Annotated in this window: 20 protein-coding genes; 9 read left to right on the top strand and 11 right to left on the bottom strand. The window is 51.6% G+C overall.

The genetic code is table 11. The features are described from left to right. Positions 1-58: 58 nt before the first annotated feature. From AC2YIT_RS23220 to AC2YIT_RS23210, 3 genes are all read right to left on the bottom strand, one after another. Complete coding sequence (locus AC2YIT_RS23220; protein ID WP_291193868.1) at positions 59-412, bottom strand: response regulator; 354 nt, start codon at positions 410-412, stop codon at positions 59-61. A 234-nt stretch (positions 413-646) separates the two neighbouring features. Further along, positions 647-1,459 carry a sugar phosphate isomerase/epimerase family protein gene (locus tag AC2YIT_RS23215; protein WP_487280742.1) on the bottom strand — a complete coding sequence of 271 codons (813 nt, stop codon included), beginning with the start codon at positions 1,457-1,459 and terminating at the stop codon, positions 647-649. A 24-nt stretch (positions 1,460-1,483) separates the two neighbouring features. Beyond that, positions 1,484-2,335 (bottom strand): phytanoyl-CoA dioxygenase family protein, encoded by an 852-nt coding sequence (locus AC2YIT_RS23210; protein ID WP_487280741.1) that lies wholly within the window; start codon positions 2,333-2,335, stop codon positions 1,484-1,486. 136 nt (positions 2,336-2,471) lie between these two features. On the opposite strand from AC2YIT_RS23210, the gene AC2YIT_RS23205 reads away from it, so the two are divergent. Both AC2YIT_RS23205 and AC2YIT_RS23200 read left to right on the top strand, forming a co-directional pair. Next, positions 2,472-3,368: an AraC family transcriptional regulator gene (locus tag AC2YIT_RS23205; RefSeq protein ID WP_430843570.1), complete on the top strand. Its 897-nt coding sequence runs from the start codon at positions 2,472-2,474 to the stop codon at positions 3,366-3,368. Between the two features lie 59 nt (positions 3,369-3,427). Continuing rightward, positions 3,428-3,940 (top strand): heme-binding domain-containing protein, encoded by a 513-nt coding sequence (locus AC2YIT_RS23200; protein ID WP_430843569.1) that lies wholly within the window; start codon positions 3,428-3,430, stop codon positions 3,938-3,940. Between the two features lie 56 nt (positions 3,941-3,996). Here the strand turns inward: AC2YIT_RS23200 and AC2YIT_RS23195 are convergent, their stop codons facing one another. Next, entirely contained in the window at positions 3,997-6,408 is a 2,412-nt protein-coding gene (locus AC2YIT_RS23195) for a glycoside hydrolase family 9 protein (protein ID WP_487280740.1), read from the bottom strand. A 286-nt stretch (positions 6,409-6,694) separates the two neighbouring features. On the opposite strand from AC2YIT_RS23195, the gene AC2YIT_RS23190 reads away from it, so the two are divergent. The 5 genes from AC2YIT_RS23190 to AC2YIT_RS23170 all read left to right on the top strand — a co-directional run bounded on the left by AC2YIT_RS23190 (position 6,695) and on the right by AC2YIT_RS23170 (position 11,841). Next, a complete protein-coding gene (locus AC2YIT_RS23190) occupies positions 6,695-7,855 on the top strand; it encodes a homogentisate 1,2-dioxygenase (RefSeq protein ID WP_487280739.1) in 1,161 nt (386 codons plus the stop codon). Positions 7,856-8,035: 180 nt separating this feature from the next. Next, positions 8,036-9,163 carry a 4-hydroxyphenylpyruvate dioxygenase gene (gene hppD / locus AC2YIT_RS23185; protein WP_487280738.1) on the top strand — a complete coding sequence of 376 codons (1,128 nt, stop codon included), beginning with the start codon at positions 8,036-8,038 and terminating at the stop codon, positions 9,161-9,163. 18 nt (positions 9,164-9,181) lie between these two features. After that, complete coding sequence (locus AC2YIT_RS23180; RefSeq protein ID WP_487280737.1) at positions 9,182-9,910, top strand: phenylalanine 4-monooxygenase; 729 nt, start codon at positions 9,182-9,184, stop codon at positions 9,908-9,910. A gap of 12 nt (positions 9,911-9,922) precedes the next feature. Then, positions 9,923-11,158, top strand: a complete 1,236-nt coding sequence (gene fahA, locus AC2YIT_RS23175; protein WP_487280736.1) for a fumarylacetoacetase — start codon at positions 9,923-9,925, stop codon at positions 11,156-11,158. Positions 11,159-11,238: 80 nt separating this feature from the next. Beyond that, complete coding sequence (locus tag AC2YIT_RS23170) at positions 11,239-11,841, top strand: TetR family transcriptional regulator C-terminal domain-containing protein (RefSeq protein ID WP_487280735.1); 603 nt, start codon at positions 11,239-11,241, stop codon at positions 11,839-11,841. A gap of 69 nt (positions 11,842-11,910) precedes the next feature. On the opposite strand, the gene AC2YIT_RS23165 is transcribed toward AC2YIT_RS23170, so the two are convergent. From AC2YIT_RS23165 to AC2YIT_RS23155, 3 genes are all read right to left on the bottom strand, one after another. Further along, positions 11,911-13,071: an efflux RND transporter periplasmic adaptor subunit gene (locus tag AC2YIT_RS23165; protein WP_487280734.1), complete on the bottom strand. Its 1,161-nt coding sequence runs from the start codon at positions 13,069-13,071 to the stop codon at positions 11,911-11,913. 13 nt (positions 13,072-13,084) lie between these two features. After that, positions 13,085-17,470 carry a CusA/CzcA family heavy metal efflux RND transporter gene (locus AC2YIT_RS23160; RefSeq protein WP_487280733.1) on the bottom strand — a complete coding sequence of 1,462 codons (4,386 nt, stop codon included), beginning with the start codon at positions 17,468-17,470 and terminating at the stop codon, positions 13,085-13,087. 96 nt (positions 17,471-17,566) lie between these two features. Next, entirely contained in the window at positions 17,567-17,902 is a 336-nt protein-coding gene (locus AC2YIT_RS23155) for a DUF6660 family protein (protein ID WP_487280732.1), read from the bottom strand. Positions 17,903-18,109: 207 nt separating this feature from the next. On the opposite strand from AC2YIT_RS23155, the gene AC2YIT_RS23150 reads away from it, so the two are divergent. Then, entirely contained in the window at positions 18,110-18,481 is a 372-nt protein-coding gene (locus AC2YIT_RS23150; RefSeq protein ID WP_487280731.1) for a hypothetical protein, read from the top strand. Positions 18,482-18,542: 61 nt separating this feature from the next. Here the strand turns inward: AC2YIT_RS23150 and AC2YIT_RS23145 are convergent, their stop codons facing one another. The 3 genes from AC2YIT_RS23145 to AC2YIT_RS23135 all read right to left on the bottom strand — a co-directional run bounded on the left by AC2YIT_RS23145 (position 18,543) and on the right by AC2YIT_RS23135 (position 19,560). Continuing rightward, entirely contained in the window at positions 18,543-19,010 is a 468-nt protein-coding gene (locus AC2YIT_RS23145) for a hypothetical protein (protein ID WP_430843558.1), read from the bottom strand. Between the two features lie 84 nt (positions 19,011-19,094). Next, on the bottom strand, positions 19,095-19,382 hold the full coding sequence (locus AC2YIT_RS23140; RefSeq protein ID WP_430843807.1) for an SDR family NAD(P)-dependent oxidoreductase: 288 nt from the start codon (positions 19,380-19,382) through the stop codon (positions 19,095-19,097). A gap of 34 nt (positions 19,383-19,416) precedes the next feature. After that, positions 19,417-19,560 (bottom strand): hypothetical protein, encoded by a 144-nt coding sequence (locus tag AC2YIT_RS23135; RefSeq protein WP_487280730.1) that lies wholly within the window; start codon positions 19,558-19,560, stop codon positions 19,417-19,419. Positions 19,561-19,955: 395 nt separating this feature from the next. Between AC2YIT_RS23135 and AC2YIT_RS23130 the strand changes: the two genes are divergently transcribed. Then, positions 19,956-20,762: a hypothetical protein gene (locus AC2YIT_RS23130; RefSeq protein WP_487280729.1), complete on the top strand. Its 807-nt coding sequence runs from the start codon at positions 19,956-19,958 to the stop codon at positions 20,760-20,762. Positions 20,763-20,846: 84 nt separating this feature from the next. Here the strand turns inward: AC2YIT_RS23130 and AC2YIT_RS23125 are convergent, their stop codons facing one another. After that, positions 20,847-21,398 carry a carboxymuconolactone decarboxylase family protein gene (locus AC2YIT_RS23125; RefSeq protein WP_487280728.1) on the bottom strand — a complete coding sequence of 184 codons (552 nt, stop codon included), beginning with the start codon at positions 21,396-21,398 and terminating at the stop codon, positions 20,847-20,849. Positions 21,399-21,503 lie beyond the last annotated feature (105 nt).

Here is a 21,503-nt window from a genome sequence, read left to right as displayed (position 1 = left end):
CAGTACTTTCGATGCTAGTAAAATACCACGCCCTGCATGGTATTTTGATAACCTTAACCTAATACAAACGCGATATCATCAGCGTCCGCAGCTGTTGTTCATCCCAGGGTTTGTTGACATAGCTGTGAAAATATCCCTTTCCGGCGGCCCAGCGAAATTCATCCGTATAGGCATTGCCCGTGAGCAACACGCGCATACTGGAAGGATACTGATTGGAAGCCAGTTTGAGAAATTCGAGGCCAGTCATTTCGGGCATCTGGTGGTCAGCGAAAATGACGTCGATTTTGTGCTCGCCTAGGATTTTCAGCGCTTCTTCCGTTGAGTTGGCCAGATAAATCTGGGCGTCTCTCCGGAAGGTCGCTTTAAAGGAATTCAGATTATTAATTTCATGGTCAACATAAAGGATGCTCATAGTTATTAGATCGATCGGGGGTTACTACAAAGCAAATTTATGAATTAACTCATTATCCGGAACAAAATCCCGGACCGCATAAAACAACCGAAGGCTCTGTCAAATTCCCAAAGATATCACATTTCGCACCCTGGTAATGAAAACCAGCTCATTGTCAGCATTTTAATGGTAAAAAATTTATTTAACGGTAAAATTTATTTCAATTAAAATGTTAGAAAAAATTAGCGCTGCCGCTCAAATCCGTTGGTAACGATCTTTGAGAAGGTTCATCATGTGTACGTTCACATCCCATTGGCTAACGAGCGGCATTTGCGTGTAGGGCATCGCCGGCATGTAAGGCGCGGGACCAAACTCGGTGGTGACGGTGAGCGTAGTACCGTTTTGCGCGTGAAGCGCCGCCACGCGATCCCACCAGCCGAGGTGTGCATCCAGCACCTCCTCCCACTCGGGCGCGCGCGGATCGTTCACTTGCGGGCCTTCGGGGTGGCCCACCCGGCTGTGGATGTGATCGGTACGTGCGACAGCGAGCGCCACCTCGTCGGGGAGGTCGGCGAGCAGCGATTCGTGGACGGTGCACCAGTGCGAGATATCGAGCGCAATGCGGAGGCCGGGATCGGATTGCAGGTAGCCCATCGTGATATGGGCAGCAAAGAGACTTTTACCACGGTGCGTTTCGTGAATAATAGGAATGCCGGATTCGGTCGAAAGCCTGGCTGCCAACGCAAAAAGCCTCTGATTTTGTGCTGTATTGAAGTAGTCCTTGCCGGTTTGACAGTTAATCAGCACAGGCCGGGCTTCAATCAAGTTGAGAAGGTACTTTTCGTAATTCGCGGCATGCTCGTCGATATCTTTTTCAAAGGATTGCCAGTACTGGCCGATCAGCCGGAGGTCATAAGCCGCCAGCGTGTCCAGAACAGTCCGCTTTTCATTCGGATTGAAAGGCAATGCCATTTCAACGCCATCATAACCGGCAGTTTTTACATTTTGGCAAAAAGTATCAAACGGAAGGGTATTTCCCCACTCCGGCGCGTAAAATTGAATGGTCATGGGATGGGTAATCAACTTTTAAATCTATTTTAATGAAACGTCTGCTTCCTTACTCAGAAAATCAGCCTCTGACTCCGTGAGACCAGCGGCGTCCCAGGTAAGCAACGCTTCATCCGGGACGATATCGATGGGTGTAATGCTCGACGCCGATGAGGACGACTCGTGATAACCTATATTCGTCGACCGATTGTAGCACGAAATCAGCGACCAGCGCGGATGATCCGACAGGTTAGCCTCGGAACGGTGCAGGATATTGCTGTGAAAGAAAAGAGCATCACCCGCATCGAGCTCCACAAACACATGCTCCATTGTTTTCAGCGCCAAATCCACATAACGCTGCGACGCACCTACCTGCTCACCGGAGAAACCATGCTCTACCCGGCCCATTTTGTGGGAACCTTTGATCACTTGCAGGCAGCCGTTTTCAACATTGGCATCCGTTATGGCAATCATGACCGACATAAGCTGTTCAGGAAAGAGAAATTCGTTTTTATACCAATATCCATAATCCTGGTGCCATTCCCAAGCTCCGCCTACACGGGGTTCTTTTTGCATGAGTTTAGAATGGTAATGACAAACCGAATGGCCCTCGTCGCCGGGCCGGCGATCCAACAGCTGATCCACCGACCCCACGAGTGTTTTGCCCCTCGTCAGCAACCCGTACACATCATCGCCCGGCTTGTACCACAGCGAAAGCTTGCTCCGCTTACCGGTACTGTCGTTGACATTGATGGCATGCTTACTGATCATCGCATCGTCGAGCGCAATGCGGTAAAGTTTCGAAACCTCCTCGTTATCATAAAACCCGCGAACGATCAGATAACCGTCCGTATGATACTGCTGAATTTGTGCGTGGGTCAAAAGTTGCTTAGCCATGAGAATGGGATTAGGAATAGTACTTTAACATTTCAAAATTCAGCTATTCCATGAAATAAACGAATGAACGATTTTGTCCAAAACATGGATTATTCTACCTTTATCATATCCGTTATAGCTCTTTAAAACACACATTATGCGCAAAAGCAGAGGCTTCGAAGGCGAGCTTATCATCGAAATACCCAAAGTGGCCACATCCCACTGCGAACAGCTGCCACTGATCAGCCAGTTGTTCATCTCCCGAATGGGTTATTATCCCAAGGCATTGCACCACTACTACCAGCGCCCTAATGGCATTTCTCAGGCCATTCTGCTGTATTGTACTGACGGTCAAGGATGGATCGAACTGAATGGGAACACGTCGCGGATGCATGCGGGCGAGGTGTTTATTCTGCCCGTCGACGTACCGCATTCATATGGGGCTGATCCGCAAAATCCCTGGAGCATTTACTGGATTCATATCCACGGTACCCATTGCGGCGCGGTTACTACGACGGTCATGGAACGCGACGGCCAGCCGTTCAAAGCTATTCAGGTGGGGTTTTCGGACGAGCGTAACGCACTCTTCACCCACATTGCCCGTACCCTGCTGAAAGGATACAGCGCTTCCAACTTGCTGCAAGCCAATCTCGCGCTGCCGTATTACCTCTCGTCGTTCATCGGTCCCGAGCATTTCGGCTCGCAGAAACCGTCGGCATCGGATGCAAGTCCTACCGAAAAGGCGATCCTATATATGCAGGACAACCTGTCAAATTCCCTTTCACTGGATAATATTGCCCGTTCGGTAAATTTATCGGTCTCTTTCTTTTCCCGGAAATTCAAAAAGGATACAGGCTACGCGCCGATCGAGTACTTCAATTACCTACGCATCCAGAGGGCCTGCCAACTGCTGCATTTCAGCTCGTGGCGGATCAATGAGGTAGCCTCCGCCATCGGGATCGACGACCCGTTCTATTTTTCGAGGCTCTTCAAACAGCAAATGGGCCTGTCGCCGGCCCATTACCGAAAAAATAAGGGTATAGAGCGGCAGTAAAAAGTGGTCATATCGGAATTATTGTACATATTAAGACCTAATCTAAATCACCACCGGACATGTTAAAAAAAATCCTGCTTGCCCTCCTGGCCGTTTTTATCATCATTCAATTTATCCGCCCCGAAAAAAACCTCTCTGACGACCAGTCCATGAACATCGCGACGAAATATGACGTCCCTGCCGATGTGAAGAACATCCTGGAAGTGGCTTGTAACGACTGCCACAGCAATAAAACCGTTTATCCATGGTATTCCAATATCCAGCCTTTGGCATGGTGGATGAACGAGCATGTCGAGGACGGCAAACGGCACCTGAACTTCTCGACGTTCACAAGCCTGTCCATCGCCCGGCAGAACCACAAGCTGGAAGAGACGGTGGAAATGGTAGAAGACGACGCCATGCCCCTCAAATCATACACCGCATTGGGTATGCACCCGGAGGCCAAGCTCAGCACCGCTCAGCGCGAGCGCCTTATTCAATGGGCAAAGGCCCAAATGGATACGCTGAAAGCGAAATACCCGGCCGACAGCCTGATCATGCCGAAAAGAAAGCCCGAACCAGGACAGCACTGATCCCATTCAAAAGCAACGGGCAGCTGCGCATTCGTTTGCCGCTGCCCGTTACCGGTTTAATTTTTGAAAATCCTCTGTGTAAAAAGCCTTTCATTTCCCTGCTCCACATGCAGGAGATAAATCCCCCTGGCTACGTCAGGTATCCGCATACGGCCACTGCCGTCCATATCGCGGCGCATTACCTCCACCCCGGCCATATTGATGAGCCTCACCGTGGTCTTACCAGTGCGAGGCGGCATTTGCAAATCCACGTAATCACTCAACGGATTCGGGCCGATGCGGAATGCGGCATCGCCGTTGCGATATAATGCGATGATTTTGGAATACTCGAACTTTCCGTCGAAATCGACCTGTTTCAATCGGTAATAGGTCGTAACCGCCGGTGCCTCGGTGTCGGTAAATGTATAATAATGTGTCGTAGCGGTGGTGTTTTGCCCCTTTAACTCCCCTATCATCCGGAAATCGACACCGTCCGTAGAACGCTCGATCTCGAAATGCTCATTGTCTGTTTCCGAAACAGTTTTCCAGTAAAGCTGCACCTGGCTTTTTCCTATGTCGTTCAAGTGAAAATCAGCGAGTTCCACAGGCAGCGGGTCCTCCACGGGCAGCGTCGAGTGAGCAAGTAAGCGAATGTAGGCGGCCTGGTAATAAATAGCCGGCTCGGTGATTTCCCAACTGTTGGTCGGCCAACCGGTATTGAAATCCAGGTAACTTTTCTGGCGCGGCTGACCAAACGGCGGCGACTGGCCGCTGATCGTGTAGTCGGCATTGGGCCCACCCACCACATAACCCGGCGCCGGACCGTTCGGCGACGTCAGCGCATTGTCGTAAACAGTGCCGTCGTTGAACCACGTGTGGTAAATTTCATTGGCACAACGGTCGCCGCCCACCCCGTACATATTCGACAAATACACCATCCCTTGCGGGTTAACGCCGTGAAAATAGTGGATTTGTTCCGCAGCCTTGCGCGTGAGGCTGGCCGCATTGCCCAGCCCGGCTTTAAGCATGCTGCGGTTCACATTGGCATAATCGGCCTTGGGCATATTACTACCCCAGTGGTACGACCAGTCGGGCATGAATGCACGGTAGAGATCGGCCGTCGTCCAGCCGAAGAAATCGTTCCAGTTACCGTCCACAGCTGTTCCCGCCGAGTTCAGGATTGCCGAGGCGACAGTCGGGTTGGCGCCGGGAAGCTTCGCATAGCGCAGCAATGCATCCTGCAATTCGGTAGCATCCACACCCCAGTAACCGGAGGTCATGACATCAGTACCCGCGTAATTATTAACCACAAACTGATTGTAAACCGCATTGCCGGTCCGCTCGAAAAGGTAAATCGCGGCAATCACCATCATGCTCCGCTGCGGTCCTACACCCACATCGGCATCACCCGAAACGATGCTTCCGTCGTCGCAATCGGTTTGCAAGGTATTTGCATTGAAGAACGGCAATACATAATTGAAGCAACTCACAGCCTTGGCTTCCAACTGCCCCGCGTAGGCCGCGAGCGCGGGGATACCCGCGTAGACGAGGGCTGCGTGCGAGAACACCGAGGCAATGGTGGCCGACGCTGAGGTGCAAATGGGGCCGTAGTAGCGGCCATCCACATTCACGCTCGGAGGTGAAGAAATGTTCTCGCTGTAATTCCGGCTGCCCATTTTGTTGTGCGTGCTGCCATCAGCATTCGTCATTTTGAAAAGCCAGTCGAGCTCCCATTTCACTTCGTCGAGCAGATCGGGAATGCCGTTTTTACTTTCGGGAATATTGAAATTGTCTGTAAAAACAGTCGGGTTCTCCTCATAGGCATACAGCAAGTCGTGCAAAGGACTATGCGTGAACGACACATATTTATTATAGTCACCGGCATCGAACCAGCCGCCTGTCAGGTTCTTTTCCAGCGCCGCATTGCCCTGGTCATACACGTAGCGACATTGCTGGTCCTGCAATGCATGCATGAAATTATCCCCGTCGGTCCACTTGCTTTGCGCGTACGGGGCCGTTTTCGCCATGTTGCAGCGGTTGTAATAGAACATTTTCACAGCCGCCAGCATCACATTGCCGTAAGGATTGGGCGAAATTTCAAAAACCGCCGAACGCTGGTTACCGACCGGATCAAACACATAATAGCTGCCTGTGGCCGTCAGTGCCGAAAAATCGAACCACCAGCCCTGGTCACCCGAATTGGCCTGGGTACTGCCGCTATTCCAAACGGTAACCGGACCGCTGAACGCCACCGCATTGGTGACACTGTTGCGCACTTCCATTGTACCCGGCGGTGTGTAACTCAATGCGGCATTGTATCCCACGATCGGGTTGCTGAGTACCGCCACCTTTTCGGCCGCGGGCGCGTACCCGAACTGGTCGACGTGAATAAACGGGCTGATCTGCGCGACTCCCGGCGCCGACAGCGTCAGGCATAGTAAAAATGCAAGAATACCCTTCCCAGGTAAATGGAGGTAGTGTTTCCTCATGGCTGAATGGTTTGATTTGAATGAAAATACTGCGTCAGGAACAACAACAGAAGCGGCAAATGCCTTTTTCAACTAGGATGGGAGTCGTTTTCAGTCCTTTGGAGGACTGAAATGCATTCAAATTTATTCTTAATATTTTATAGAACAAATAAGCATATACCATAGAAATTATTAACCGGGAGTACTTTTTGCTATTTTAAAATAATACAAAAATTTATTTAAATATTGATTTGTTTTTCCTATAATTGCATAAACAACTATTGGCTAACTTACAATCGCGAAGCACATGCCGATCTATCAACAACTAGGAACCATCCCGCCCAAACGGCACACGCAGTTTCGCAAAACTGACGGCGGGCTTTACTATGAAGAGCTCTTCGGAACCATCGGTTTCGAAGGCATGTCTTCCCTCCTCTATCACACCTGGCGGCCCACTCAAGTGAAATCGCTCGGCGAACCTTACGATGTGGCGCCGCGCATTGCGGTAGCCAACAATATGACCATGCGGAAGCTGATAGGCTTCGATGTAAAACCTGCCGCCGACTACCTCGACAGCCGCACGCCCCTGCTCGTGAACCGCGACCTCATTCTGGGCCTCGCTGCTCCTACCGGCGCGCCTATGTCCTATTTTTATAAAAATGCGGACGCCGACGAGCTGCTTTTCGTCCACCGGGGCTCCGGCAAGCTGCGGACACCTTTCGGGCAGGTACCGTTTACCTATGGTGATTATGTATTGATTCCCAGGGGTACCATTTACCGGATCGAATTCGACGGGCCCGACAACCGCCTGCTCTACCTCGAATCGCATACGCCGATTTATACACCCAAGCGGTATCGAAACCATTTCGGACAGCTCACCGAGCATTCGCCATACTGCGAACGGGACTACATTCTCCCCCGGGATTTGGAGACTTACGATGAGCACGGTGATTTTCTGGTTAAGATCAAAAAGCAAAGCCATATCCACCCTGTAACCTACGAAACCCATCCGTTCGATGTGATTGGCTGGGACGGGTACAATTATCCCTGGGCGTTTTCGATCCACAATTTCGAACCCATTACCGGCCGCATTCACCAGCCGCCGCCGGTGCACCAGACATTTCAGACCGACGCATTCGTAGTGTGCTCGTTTTGTCCGAGGCTCTACGACTACCATCCGTTGGCCATCCCAGCGCCCTACAACCACAGCAACATCGACTCCGACGAGGTACTGTATTACGTCGACGGTGATTTCATGAGCCGCAACGACATCGCGCAGGGACATATTACGCTGCACCCGGGCGGTATCCCGCACGGCCCGCACCCGGGTGCATACGAACGGAGCATCGGCAAAAAAGAGACCCAGGAGCTTGCCGTGATGGTCGATACCTTCCGGCCCCTGATGCTGACCGAACAGGCAATGACCATCGACGACGGGCGGTATTTTGGCAGCTGGGCAGAATCGTGACGTAGCAACTTTGTCAGGAATAGTCAGGAATAGTCAAGAATGGTCAGGTATTGGCAGTGTTGTCAGGTGTTGTCATTTGAATGTCTTTTCAACAATCTATTCGGGGATTAACCTCATCCACTTATTCACTCATTCAATCATTCAATCATTCAATCATTCAGTCATTCAAAATTCATCAACATGTCCACCCTAACAGCACCATCCGCCCCGCCCGTATCGACCGACTTCCTGCCGATTAACGGTACGGATTATGTAGAACTCTACGTAGGCAATGCACTGCAATCGGCACATTATTTCCGGAATGCATTCGGATTTCAGCCGCTGGCCATGGCCGGGCTTGAAACCGGGCTTACCGACCGTGAATCCTATGTGGTAGTGCAGGATAAGATCCGGCTCGTTTTTACCTCGCCATTGCACGGCGGCACGTCTATCGGCGCGCATATAGACCGACATGGTGACGGCGTAAAAGCCATTGCATTATGGGTTGATGACGCCAAAGCCGCTTACCGGGAAACCGTCAGCCGGGGCGCGCGACCGTTTCTCGAACCCGTGGCGGAAAAAGATCACGATGGCGAGACGGTCAGATCCGGGATATGTACTTATGGCGATACCGTGCACATATTCGTAGAAAGGAAGCATTACGACGGCGTTTTCCTCCCCGGATTCGTGCCCTGGCAACCTGAACATTCGCCGGAGCCGGTCGGGCTGCGGTATATCGATCATATGGTCGGAAACGTGGGATGGAACGAAATGAACCGGTGGGTGAAGTTTTACGAGGATGTGATGGGGTTCAAAATGATGGTTTCCTTCGATGATAAAGACATTTCGACTGAATATTCGGCGCTGATGAGCAAGGTCATGAGCAACGGCAACGGGCGTATCAAGTTCCCGATCAACGAGCCGGCCGAAGGGAAAAAGAAATCACAGGTGGAGGAATACCTTGATTTTTACGGTGGCCCCGGCGTGCAGCACATCGCCGTAGCCACAGACCACATTGTCGATACCGTACGCGCATTGCGCGACCGCGGTGTGGAGTTCCTTCGCGTTCCCGCTGCCTATTACGATAATTTGCTCGCCCGCGTAGGACATATCGACGAAGACATTGAAAGCCTCCGCGAACTCGGCATCCTCGTCGACCGCGACGATGAGGGATACCTTTTACAGATTTTTACCAAGCCGGTCATGCCGCGCCCTACCCTGTTTTTTGAGATTATTCAAAGAAAAGGCGCGCAGTCATTCGGGAAAGGCAATTTTAAAGCATTGTTCGAAGCGATCGAGCGCGAGCAGATGCTGCGTGGTACACTTTAATGCAAACCCTTTTCAATCATGAACCAGGCGTATGAACAATATACCGAAGCTGACCACCGGATGTGGAAACAGCTTTTCAAACGGCAGATGGAGCAGCTTCCGCACATTGCCAGCCGGGCTTATCTCGACGGGATTGACAAGGTACGGTTCGTGGCCGACCATATCCCGCATTTCGAAGATGAAACCAATCCGGCACTGCGCGCATTGACAGGCTGGGAAGTATACGTGGTACCGGGGCTTATCCCCCACCGCGAGTTTTACACGCATTTATACAACCGACAGTTCCCCGCGACAAGCTGGCTCCGAAAACCGGAGCAAATCGATTACCTCGAAGAACCGGACATGTTCCATGACACATTCGGGCACGTACCGCTGCTGAGCAACCAGGCGTTCTGCGACTTCATGGCGCATTTGAGCGAGGTCGCATTGAAACATATCGATCAGGAGGAAATTCTGCAGCGCATTTCGAGGCTGTATTGGTACACTGTCGAATTCGGGCTGATCCGCGAAAATAGCGCGTTGAAAATCTATGGCGGAGGTATCATTTCCTCCTCCGGCGAAAGCCGCTATTGCCTGGGCCACGATGTACCGAAAATCGATTTCGACCTTGCCCTCGTGCTCGACACGCCCTACCATATCGACCGGTACCAGGACCACTATTTTGTGATTCAGTCCTACGACCAGCTTTATGAGTCTGTGACAGGTATTGAGCCGTTACTGGAAGCCTATCTGGCACAACAAGCCTAAATCTCCGCCATAATGTTACAATCCTGGCTTCCGGTCGCACCCGATTCCGATTTTTCGATCCATAACCTGCCCTTCGGCATATTCAGCGACGAACGTCCTGCCCGCGCGGGGCTGGCCATTGGCCACTGGGTCGTGGACCTGGCGGCTGCCTATGCATTGAATATGTTTCCGCAATATCCCGAGGCAGGAAGTGCATTCAGGAAGCCGGTGCTGAATGATGTGATGGCACTCGGTCGTGGTTTTTCCGAATACGTGCGTAAAATCATCCAAACAGCATTGTGTGATCACCAGTCGGATCTGAAACAGTTTGCCGAGCACCTGCTGATCCCACAGAAAAAAGTGCAAATGCATATGCCCCTCAAAGTCGGTAACTACACGGATTTTTATTCGAGCGAGGAGCATGCATTCAGCGTCGGGCAGCTTTTCCGGCCCGACAACCCGCTGTTTCCCAACTGGAAGCATCTGCCGGTCGCCTACCATGGTCGCGCTTCCTCCATCGTCGTTTCGGGCACGCCGGTACCACGGCCCTGGGGGCAAATCGGCCAGTCAAACGGCACGCCTGCCTTCAAGCCGACCAATGCACTCGACTATGAGCTCGAACTGGCGTTTGTAATCGGTAAAGACTCGGTTATGGGCGAGCCTATTCCCGCCGACGAGGCAGAAGACTACATTTTCGGTGTGCTGCTTTTAAATGACTGGTCGGCGCGCGATATTCAGCGATGGGAATACCAGCCGCTGGGACCATTTACGAGCAAGAACTTCGCTTCGGGCATCTCGCCATGGATCGTTACCTGGGAAGCATTGCAGCATTTTCGCACATCCGCGCCCGCACAGCGGCCCGAGCCCTTTCCCTACCTTACGCACCACCCGCGTCAGAACTTCGATCTTTCCCTTTCGGTCAGTATTAAACCCGAAGGTTCGGGGGAATTTTTAGTATGCCAAAACAATGCGGCCGGCATTTACTGGACTGCCGCGCAACAAATCGCTCATCACACTGTCACGGGTTGCAACCTTCAAACGGGCGATCTGCTCGCCACCGGGACCATCAGCGGCAGCAGTATTACCCAAAAAGGCTGCTTGCTGGAATCCACCCGTAACGGCACTCAACCTGTAAAACTCCGTGAAGGCATCGAGCGGCGATTTCTGGAAGATCACGATGAAGTGATCATGCGCGGTTTTGGACAAAAGGGTGATATCCGGATCGGATTCGGGGAATTAAGAGGAAAAGTATTCCCGGCGCTCCGCTAACTTTTTACCAGTCGATTTTAAAAGTAAAATCGACATCCCGCCTATTTGTAAAAATAAATACCAATTGGTATATTTGTTATATGAACATAGGAACAACCAAAGCCGAGCGCACCCGGAATTTCATCATTGAGAAAACCGCCGAGATTTTCAACCGGAAAGGCTATGCGGGCACCTCCATGTCGGACATTACCGAAGCAACCGGCCTCACGAAGGGCAGCATTTATGGAAATTTCGAGAACAAGGAGGAAGTAGCGCTGGCTGTATTTGAATATAACCGGTCGCTGGTATTCAACACCGTACAGGCGCAGCTAAAAAAAGCGGAGACTTATTTCGAAAAACTGATGGTTTACGGCCGCGTGTACAGGGATGTGATCTCCAGTGTAGGCGATCGCGGGGGGTGCCCCATCCTGAACACGGCAGTGGAGGCCGACGATACCAATGTCCCGTTGCAGCTGAGTGCCGCCAAGGCATTGTTCAGCTGGAAAAAGAACATTGTTGAGATTATCGAAAAAGGGACCGAAGCCGGCGAATTCCGCCAGGGCGTCAATGCTGAACAAATGGCCGTTTCCATTATCGCATTGATCGAAGGCGGAGTAATGTTTTCAAAGGCTACCAATGATTACCGCAATATGGACCACGTGCTGGCAACGGTACAGACACTTGTAAGGGTCATCAAAGCATAATCAATCGGTAGCCGCGCTGGGTTAGTCGCGGTGCGGCTGCCCTAGCGCGGCTACCGATTGATCAACAATTTAGTGTCCTTCCTCCTCTTCCGAGTTTTTCAGCTTCGAAAGCAATGTATAGGCTCCCTTCAACACAAACTGAGGGCTTTCAGCGGCGCCGGCCGGCATTTTTACTTCTGTGAAACCATTTTCCGAGATACCTTTTGTAACCTCCACCATATCGAAACTCCTTTCGCCTTTGGGGTCTTTTACAAAAACATAAGATTTCCCTTCAAAATCGACCACGGCTTCATCTGGTAATGCATTCACCGGATTGGCGCCTGTTTCAATAATCGCTTTGACGAAATTCTGCGGCAGCAAAGCATTATCCTCTTTTTCAAGGTGGCAGTGCACCCGTACGGTACGATCGTCGTTGATTTTCTGATTGATGAGGTAAACTTTGGCCAGATCTTCCTGCCCCGGGTTGTTGCTCACACGGAACCGCACCAGTTGTCCCAGCTTCACTTTTGGAATATCCTGCTCAAAAACAGACAGTTCCACATGCAAGTGATCGGTATCCACAATCTCGAACATCACATCCGTCGGGTTGACGTATTTGCCCAGGTTCACATTCACGACCGTCACCGAACCCGCAATCGGAGAACGAATAGAGGCAACACTCGTAATATTCCCCTTTTCCAGCCCGGCCAGATCCACACCCGCCGTACGGACGCGCTCCTTCAAGCCTGCCAGCCGCGCGCGCAACATTTTCAGTTCCGACGCAGATTGCTGCAATGCCTTCTGCGCATTCACATTTTCCTTGCTGAGGTCGCTCTGGCGCTGGTATTCCTGCTCTGCGAACTCCAGCTTGCTGCGTGTTTCGAGGTAATCCTGTTGAATGGGAATAAAATCGGGGTTTTCGATCACCGCGAGCACTTCGCCTTTTTGCACCTTCATTCCCTGCAAAAGCTCCGATTTGCGTACAAACCCGCCCAGCGGTGCTGAAATACTTACCAGGTTCTGCGGCGGAATATCGATGACCCCGTTCGCCGCTACCGTTCCGCTCAGTTTCCGGACGGAAAACCCGCCCGTTTCAATACCTGCAGTTTCGTATTGGGCTGCTGTGAGTTCAACATGATTGGTTTCCTCCGCAGCATGCTCGCCCCTTGCCTCCGCGGCCTCCTTTTCGCTCCCCGGCTTGCAGGCAGCTATTACCAGGAAAAGTACCAGACCTGATACTATATTTTTCATTGAGATATTCGGATTACTGCTCATTTAAAAGGTATTCTATTTGGATAACCGATTGATTGTAAACACTCAGCAAATCGAGCCAGTTGAGGCGGATGCTCAGTGCCCGGTTCCACGCCTGTCCGTACTCGATATACCCGATCTCGCCCGATTCATAAGCTTTGGTAGCGTTGTTTTGAATGGTGCCTGCCAGCACGAGCGTACCGGTTTCATACAGATCGAGATTTTGCCGGGCTGTTTCCAGGCTTCGGATCGCCTGTTCCAGATCACTTCCGAGCCGCATACGCGCCGTCTCGACTTCGTTTCTTGCGACTTGTTCTCCTATCTGAGCGGCTTTGATTCTGGCTTTGGAAGCAGCATTGAAAATCGGCAACTGCACACCTATTTGCACGCCCTGAAAACGCTTGCCTGAGCCGTAGAAAACTTCTCCGCTGCCCGTGTTCTGAAAGCCCGTGAGCGACTGGTTGAAATACCCGATATTAAACTCAGGTAATAGGGCCGCCTTTTGCAAGGCGGTTTGCCTGCTTCCCACTGCCACCTGCTGCGCGAGGAAGCGCAGGTAGGGATTGGCGCTCAGTGCGGCGGTGTCGGGCGCAGGTGCGGCTAAGCTCCTGCATGTAAGCGAGTCCGTTTCGGCTTCGGCAGGCGCGTTGCTGTTCAGCAAAGTCTGCAACGCCCGTTGCAAATTGCGCAGATCGCCCTCATTCCGGATGCGCTGCGCACGGACATCCCCCAACTGGCTTTGCGCCGTAGCATATTCCAGCTGATTCGTTTCTCCGGTTTTGAATCGCATTTCAGCCGCCTTTACGAAACGCTCCGCACGAAGGAGCTCGGCATCCAGCAGTTTTTGGCGGGATTTGAGTAAAACCTGCTGCTGATAGTTGATTTTGACCTCCTTCACGAGTTCCGCTTTGGTGACTTCCATAGCTGCCTTCACGCCATTCACTTCTTCGGACAGCAGCGATTTACGTTTTTTCACTGCCACAGGGTTCGGCAGGTTTTGGGATAAAAGAAAATGATTGTCAAACTTGACACTATTGTACTGCCCCCCCATCCAGGCCAAATCCGTTTTGCCCGGATCGCCGGCGGTTTTCATCAGCGCCTGCTGATAGCCAATGCGGTACAAATCTCCTTTAATCAGCATATTGCGTTCCAATGCCTCATCCACAGCCTGGCGGAGTGAGATTTTCCGGGTCGGCGCCATCTGTTGAGCGCTGGCATGATCAGACAATAGCATTGCCAGCATGACGACGGTACCCGCCACCGCCACTTTGCTGCCACGCCCTGATCCCCACCGCCTTTCTACGATCCCATACCAAACCGGAAGGACCAGCAACGTAAGCAAAGTAGCCGACACCAGCCCGCCGATCACCACGGTCGCAAGCGGGCGCTGTACCTCCGCTCCCGCGCTCGACGACAGCGCCATCGGCAAAAAACCGAGCGATGCCACGAGGGCCGTCATCAGCACCGGCCTCAGGCGCGTTTCGGTCCCCTCAAAAATCACTTTGCGCAGATCCGCCTCGCCCGATTTGCGAAGCATATTAAACTCCGCGATCAGCACAATCCCGTTCAATACCGCCACCCCGAACAATGCGATAAAGCCTATCCCGGCCGAAATACTGAATGGCATGTCTCGTACCCAGAGCGCCAACACGCCGCCAACCGCCGAAAAAGGAATGGCCGTGAGCACCAGCAGACTCTGCCGCAGGGAGTGAAATGTAAAATAGAGTAGTACGAAAATCAACAACAATGCCACCGGCACCGCTACGGCCAGGCGGCTGTTAGCCTCCTGCAAGTTCTGGAACTGTCCGCCATAAGTCACAAAATACCCCGGCTGCAATTTGATCTCCCGGTCGATGCGCCCGCGCAGTTCATTCACAATACTTTCCACATCCCGGCCACGCACGTTGAATGCGACGGTAATGCGACGCTTGGCATCCTCGTGCTGGATCTGGTTGGCACCGACCAGCATTTCGATGGTTGCTATCTGACCGAGTGGTACCTGCTGGCCTTCCGCGTTAGCAACGAACAGGCCCCGAACGTCGTCAATGCTCCGGCGATCGGCTTTTTGCAGGCGTACCACGAGGTCGAAGCGCTTCTCGCCTTCGTTAACCAGCCCTGCGCCGGCACCGGCGAATGCGGCATTGAGCGTTCGGTTCGCTTCGGCGACCGGAATGTGAAACTGCGCCAGTTTATCACGGTCGAAGCGAACGACGATCTGCGGCAAGCCGGTCACGGACTCTACATAAACATCTTCCGCGCCGCGCACCGCGCCCGCGAGCTTGCCTATCCGTGCAGCCTGGCGTGCGAGCTCGTCGAGGTCTTCCCCGAAGATTTTGACTGCCACATCCTGCTTTACGCCCGTCATCAACTCATTGAAACGCATCTGGATAGGCTGCTGGAACCCGAATGTTACCCCGGCAATGGATTCGGTCAGTACCGCCTGCATTTTCTCAGCCAACTCCTCCCTGTTTCCAGCTTTTTTCCAAAGCGATTTTTCTTTCAGGATCACCATCATATCACCGGCTTCCACGGGCATCGGGTCGGTTGGGATTTCGCCGGAGCCGATTTTACCGACGACTTCCAGCACCTCGTCGGGGAAGTTCTTTTGCAGCACGGCTGCACCTTTGCGTGTAGCGTCGATCGTTTCGGAAAGTGAGCTGCCGGTAAGCACGCGCATTTCCACCGCGAAATCGCCTTCATCCAGCTGCGGGATAAATTCGCCCCCCATCCGCGAAAAGAGCCAGAAGCTCCCGCCGAGCAGCACAACGGCTACGAACGAGACCAACCACTTTTTTCGTAGCGAAAAATCCAGCGCGGGTAGGTAAATGCGCCGGAAAAAACCGACGATCCGATCGGATATGCCTGGCTTATATTCGTTTTTCTTGCTCAAAAACAAGGCCGACATCATAGGAACATAGGTTAATGACAGGATAAATGCACCAAGGATTGCAAAACTCACCGTCTGCGCCATCGGCCTGAACATCTTGCCTTCGATTCCCACCAGCGCCAATATCGGCAGGTATACGATCAGGATGATGATCTCGCCAAATGCCGCCGAATTCCGGATTTTGGAGGCCGATTCGTACACCTCCCGGTCCATTTCGTCCTGGGTGAGGCGATGCGTGTAACGTTTAGAAACAATGTGGTGCAAGGTGGCCTCCACGATAATGACCGCACCATCGACGATCAGCCCGAAATCGATCGCTCCTAGGCTCATCAGATTCCCTGAAACACCGAAAAGGTTCATCATACTGACCGCGAAAAGCATTGCCAGCGGGATCACCGAGGCCACTACCAGCCCGGCACGCATGTTACCGAGCAATAGTATCAGCACAAAAATGACGATCAGCGCTCCTTCGACCAGGTTTTTCGAAACAGTACCTATCGCATTGTTGACCAGCTTGGTACGATCCAGGAACGGCTCGATCACGACGCCGTCGGGCAGGCTCTTACGGATCTGCGCAATGCGCTCTTTCACATTGCCGATTACCTCCGAAGAATTAGCGCCTTTCAGCATCAGTACCAGCCCTCCTACCACTTCCCCCTCGTCGTTGCGCGTCATGGCCCCATACCGCACGGCGTTGCCGAAACCGACCTCCGCAATGTCGCGTATGAGCACCGGCAGACCGGTTCCGGTTTCTCCTACCTGGATTTTACGAATGTCATCCAGCGAACCTATCAAGCCTTCGCTGCGGATGAAATAGGCATTGGGCTTCTTATCAATATAAGCTCCGCCGGTATTCTGGTTATTTTGTTCCAATGCTTCAAAAATACGTGCGATGGAAATTCCCGCGCTCCGGATCCTCAGCGGATCGACAGCGATTTCATATTGTTTCAAAAAGCCGCCAAAACTGCTCACATCTGCCACTCCGGAGGTACCCAGCAGTTGCCGTCGCACGATCCAGTCCTGAATGCTGCGCAGCTCCATCGGTGAGTATTTGTTTTCAAAACCCGGTTTGGTATGTAAAACATATTGGTAGATTTCCCCCAAACCCGTGGTAACCGGCGCCAGACTCGGCGTTCCCGAACCAGGCGGAATCTGCTCCACGGCACTGTGCAGCCGCTCCGATACCTGCGCGCGTGCCCAGTAAACATCGACGTCGTCTTCAAAAACAATGGTTACCACCGACAATCCGAAGCGCGAGATCGAACGGATTTCTTCGGTACGTGGGATGGTCGCCATCACCGTCTCGACGGGAAAAGTAACCAGCCGCTCCACTTCCTGGGCCGCCAGCGACGGGCTTGTGGTGATGATCTGCACCTGGTTGTTGGTAATATCAGGTACGGCATCAATGGGCAACCGGGTAAGCGAGTAGGCCCCCCAGGCCACCAGGGCAAGCGTGAATATTCCGATCACCAACTTATTGTGGATCGAAAAATGAATGATTTTATCTAACATTTCTGATTTAAAAAGAATGGATATACCGCGTCACGCCGGATGCTCGAATGCAACAGGCGAACGACTTGTCCGATAAATTGCCCATTGGGGCACGGATTATACCCTTTCCTGCGGCGGCTGCCAGATGCCGGCCATATCGCCGCCGTACAGAATTTGGAGGTAGGAGAAACCTGCTGGTGGTATCAGTTGGGAAACAGCGTTTTCGGGCAGAGCGGCGACGTTTGCACTGATCGTCACGCTTGCGCAGCAGGCGCAAATGCAAAAGGGAGAACACAGGTCAATTGCTTCCCGGTGGGAGCCTCCGGCGGCCGTAGCGAGCGCCGTGGCTTCAGTTCCGTTGCTATCAGGCAACGGCAGCGCCTCGTCCTGGCAGGGAATGCAGGAGAGCGCGAGCACGCAAAACGCCAGCAGATATGCAACGATGACCTTCATGCCTCAAAAGTAGGGGAAATGCGAATGCAACAGGTAGGCAAAAACAAATTCGCGGCAAGTAAGCAGTGCATTGCCGTTAATCAGCCATTAACACCGATAGTAATTTAGTTACTGAAAATATAACATTGCCGGGATCGCAACCTATTTGCTTTTTTCTAAATTTGATGCCATTCCATTTAGTAACCAATCGCATAAACCATCAACACAATGAAAGTAAAGTATTTGCTAACCATGATCCTGGCCGTTACGGTGTTCGCTGTAACTGCCAAAAACCTCAAAACAGCCAACGATCTTATCGGAACCTGGAAATATACCGTTTCCAACGTGCCACCCGAATATGAAACCGGCTTCATGACGTTCGAACAAAAGGACGACAAAACCACGGGCTACCTAGGTCAGCAGGAACGTATGGAAATGAAGGAACTGACCATCGACCAGGGCAAAGTTACCTTCAAACTCGACTTCCAGGGCGGCATCCTCACCGTGACCATGACGCAGGACGGCGAGAAGCTGAGTGGCACAATCGTTTCACAAGACGGCGAATTCCCGATCACGGCAACCAAGGAGCCCGCGAAATAAGGTTTTGCAAATCAAACAAAAAAGCCGGAAGCAGCGCTGCTTCTGGCTTTTTCTTTGCATATTACTTCACCCGCACGTACTTTTCAATATTCAATCGCTCCACACCCGCCGACTCTACTTTCTCGACGCCACGCTGCACCAGCGTATCGTTGTGAATCGAAATCGTGAAGTGGAACTCGTTTCCTTCCCAGTCGCGGGCGGTACAATATTCCAGCTTTTCGGTGTAGGCGCTGTCTTTCAATGTGTAGGCTCCGCCGCCAGCCGAAAAACTTGCAGTGGAATCCTTGCCTTTGTTCAGATCGTGCTGCAAAAAGGCAAAATGGCTATCGTTAATGACTTTGATAAAGGAAAGCTTCTGTGTGTAATCCGTTACCGTCGTGTCGCCCTTCTCGATCAATGTGCCGCTCAGGAGTTTCCAGGTGCCTTCGAGTTCGTTGGGAGCTTCTTTTGCGTCCTGTCTGGCTTCCGGGTTTCCACAGGCTGCCAACATCGAAGCGGCAAGAAGTAATACAGAGAAATGTCTTTTCATAACTGGCTGAAAATGTTAAGAGTCCTGATGTAAATACCAATTGAACCTTCCAAAATCTATAAAAACCGGCTATTTTCATAACATTCACCTATTGCCGGCCGGGTAAACGACTTTTGTAGCCTCCCCAGCCCATTGCCACAGCCGCGTACAGCGACGGCAATGCCCCTGCCAGGGATCCATCAGCTCGCCGATGCGGGCGATCGCATAATGTCCCAGGAAATTCACCCCGAATTGCAGCTCGAAACCATCGTCGGTCATGGAAGGAGGCTGCGTCATTACGCCCGCATTGTTGATCAGAATATCGAGTCGATGATGTTTTTGAATAAATGAATAGGCAAAATCGCGCACAGCATCGAGCTTAGCAAGGTTCAGAACCGCGATTTCAAGACTTCCTTTTCCGCCTTACTTACGCAGGCGTGCCTCCGCGTCCCGTGCAATGCACTCGCTGATGAGCTGTGAAGTAGTCTTCCGGCCCAAAAAAGCTTCCGTAAAAATGCACACATAACCCGCTCTGCTGCTCATCGACCCGCTCCCAATGGTAAGAGATCATCGGATTGGTAAATACCAATGCCGCGCCTTTCGCCTCGATGCATTGATCGGCATAATGGATCTTACTATGCCCATTGACGAGACTGACTTTGAAGAAATTCCTTCTGCTGTAGGTGGCCGGCCTGTCCCGGAAATGATCAGGTCCTCCACTTTGAAGCTATTAAAATGCCCCCCGCTTTCCGGCGCACGGTTGATATGCTTGTAAAATGATTTGAGTTCGAGGAACGACGACATAGGTAAAAGATACGAAAATCAAAGCATACTAAACATCTTTCCAAACAGGTCACAGAAGTAATTAGGATTGTAATACCTACAAAGCTCGACCACTTTCCGCTCAATAACCATACTACACCGCCCATTCATTCCGTGCGGTCACTGTCACTTAAACAGCATTATTTGCAGCCACTTAAAATCACTTTTTTACACGTAAATCAATTTTCAAAAATGACTTTAATTCAAAAATTACCATTAGGATTGGCGCTGGCTGCTTGTATGATAATGAGTAGCTGCTCAAAAGATGATGCACAGGTGGCGCAGCCAGAGAAAGTAGCAAGCGGTTTTAACAACGAACGTGGCGGCGGTTTGCAAGGCCTCCCGACAATCCCTACCACAGACGGCACAGCGGGCATTAACATGCTTGTAGCTGATTGGAGTTTTTCTCAGTTAGGCAATCCCATAGAGGTAGGGACTTCGACGAAAACACACTTGTGGGGTGACCCGAATTTTCCCTGGACTAAACCTTTCCTCAATCCCCCAGGTGCTAATAATAACAGCGCAAACAATTTTGTCACCATCATGTCGCAGAAGAATGTCCTCGCTAATGATAATAAAATAACTACCTCTTTTGCCTCAGCAAAAATCAAGCATCTTACGCCTGGTAAAAAATACGCTCTGACCATATCTGTTGCTAGCAGCATCTGTATTAAAAATGGAGAACCGACTGTATACTCGCCTGGCGCCCGTGTTCAAATTCCAGGGACGATTAGTCCGAATTCGGGAAGTGGCATAACCCCTTTTGACCTAGGAGGAAAGCAAGCGGAGTGGGTAACTAAAACTATCACTTTTGTAGCACAAGGAACTGAAGAAACAGCTGTTTTTTCACAATATGTAAACATGGATTTGCAATTTTATTCGACTCACAATAAGTATCTTACTTACATGCATGCATTTGTCGGCGAAAACGCCATTGTCGAGGTCCCATAGTTTAAAAATTAAATAAACAATAATGGGGTTGTCCTGATGGTCAACTCCATTTTTGTTTTTCGAACACCTATTTCTACTTACCCTTCACTCATACCCCCTAACCGCCGAATACCCGTTCTTCATCACATTCACTGCCCTGGCCCGGTACACATCCGGGTCGGTCGGCGCAGTGGTGGCGAGCCCGTCGACGTAGCGATTGAACATGCAGAATGCTGCGGCGATGAGTACGGTGTCGTGGATCTGGCGGTCATCGGCGCCGTACTCGCGGGCGCGGGCGATTTGCTTGGGCGTAACATGCTTGCCCCCGCGCTGGACGCTGCCTGCGATCGACAGCAGGGCTTTCATCCTGTCGGAGAGTGCGGTTTCGCCAAAATTCTCCTTGACACTTTTGACAAACGACCAGTCCTCGTCTTCCAGGTAGGCGCTGGCAATGGCACCGTGGATGGTCTGACAGAAGAAGCAATCATTTTGGGACGAAACATACGTCCCGATCAACTCGCGTTCGCCGCGGCTCAATCCTTCGTCCGAACACATCAGCGCGTTGGCCAGTGCATTCATCGGCTCCGCGGTATGCGGACTGAACCGCATCGGGCCCAAAATACCCGGAAAACCTTTCTCAAATTCGATATATGGCATTGATAAAAGTGAATGAGTGAATGATAAGGTCAGATGTGGTCATGGCGGTCATATTTTGTTATTAATGGTCAGGTATTGTCATGTGTAGTCAGGTAAGGTCAGGAA

The organism is Dyadobacter sp. SRI_021, assembly GCF_057586235.1.
This window is presented reverse-complemented; position numbering and strand designations above follow the sequence as displayed.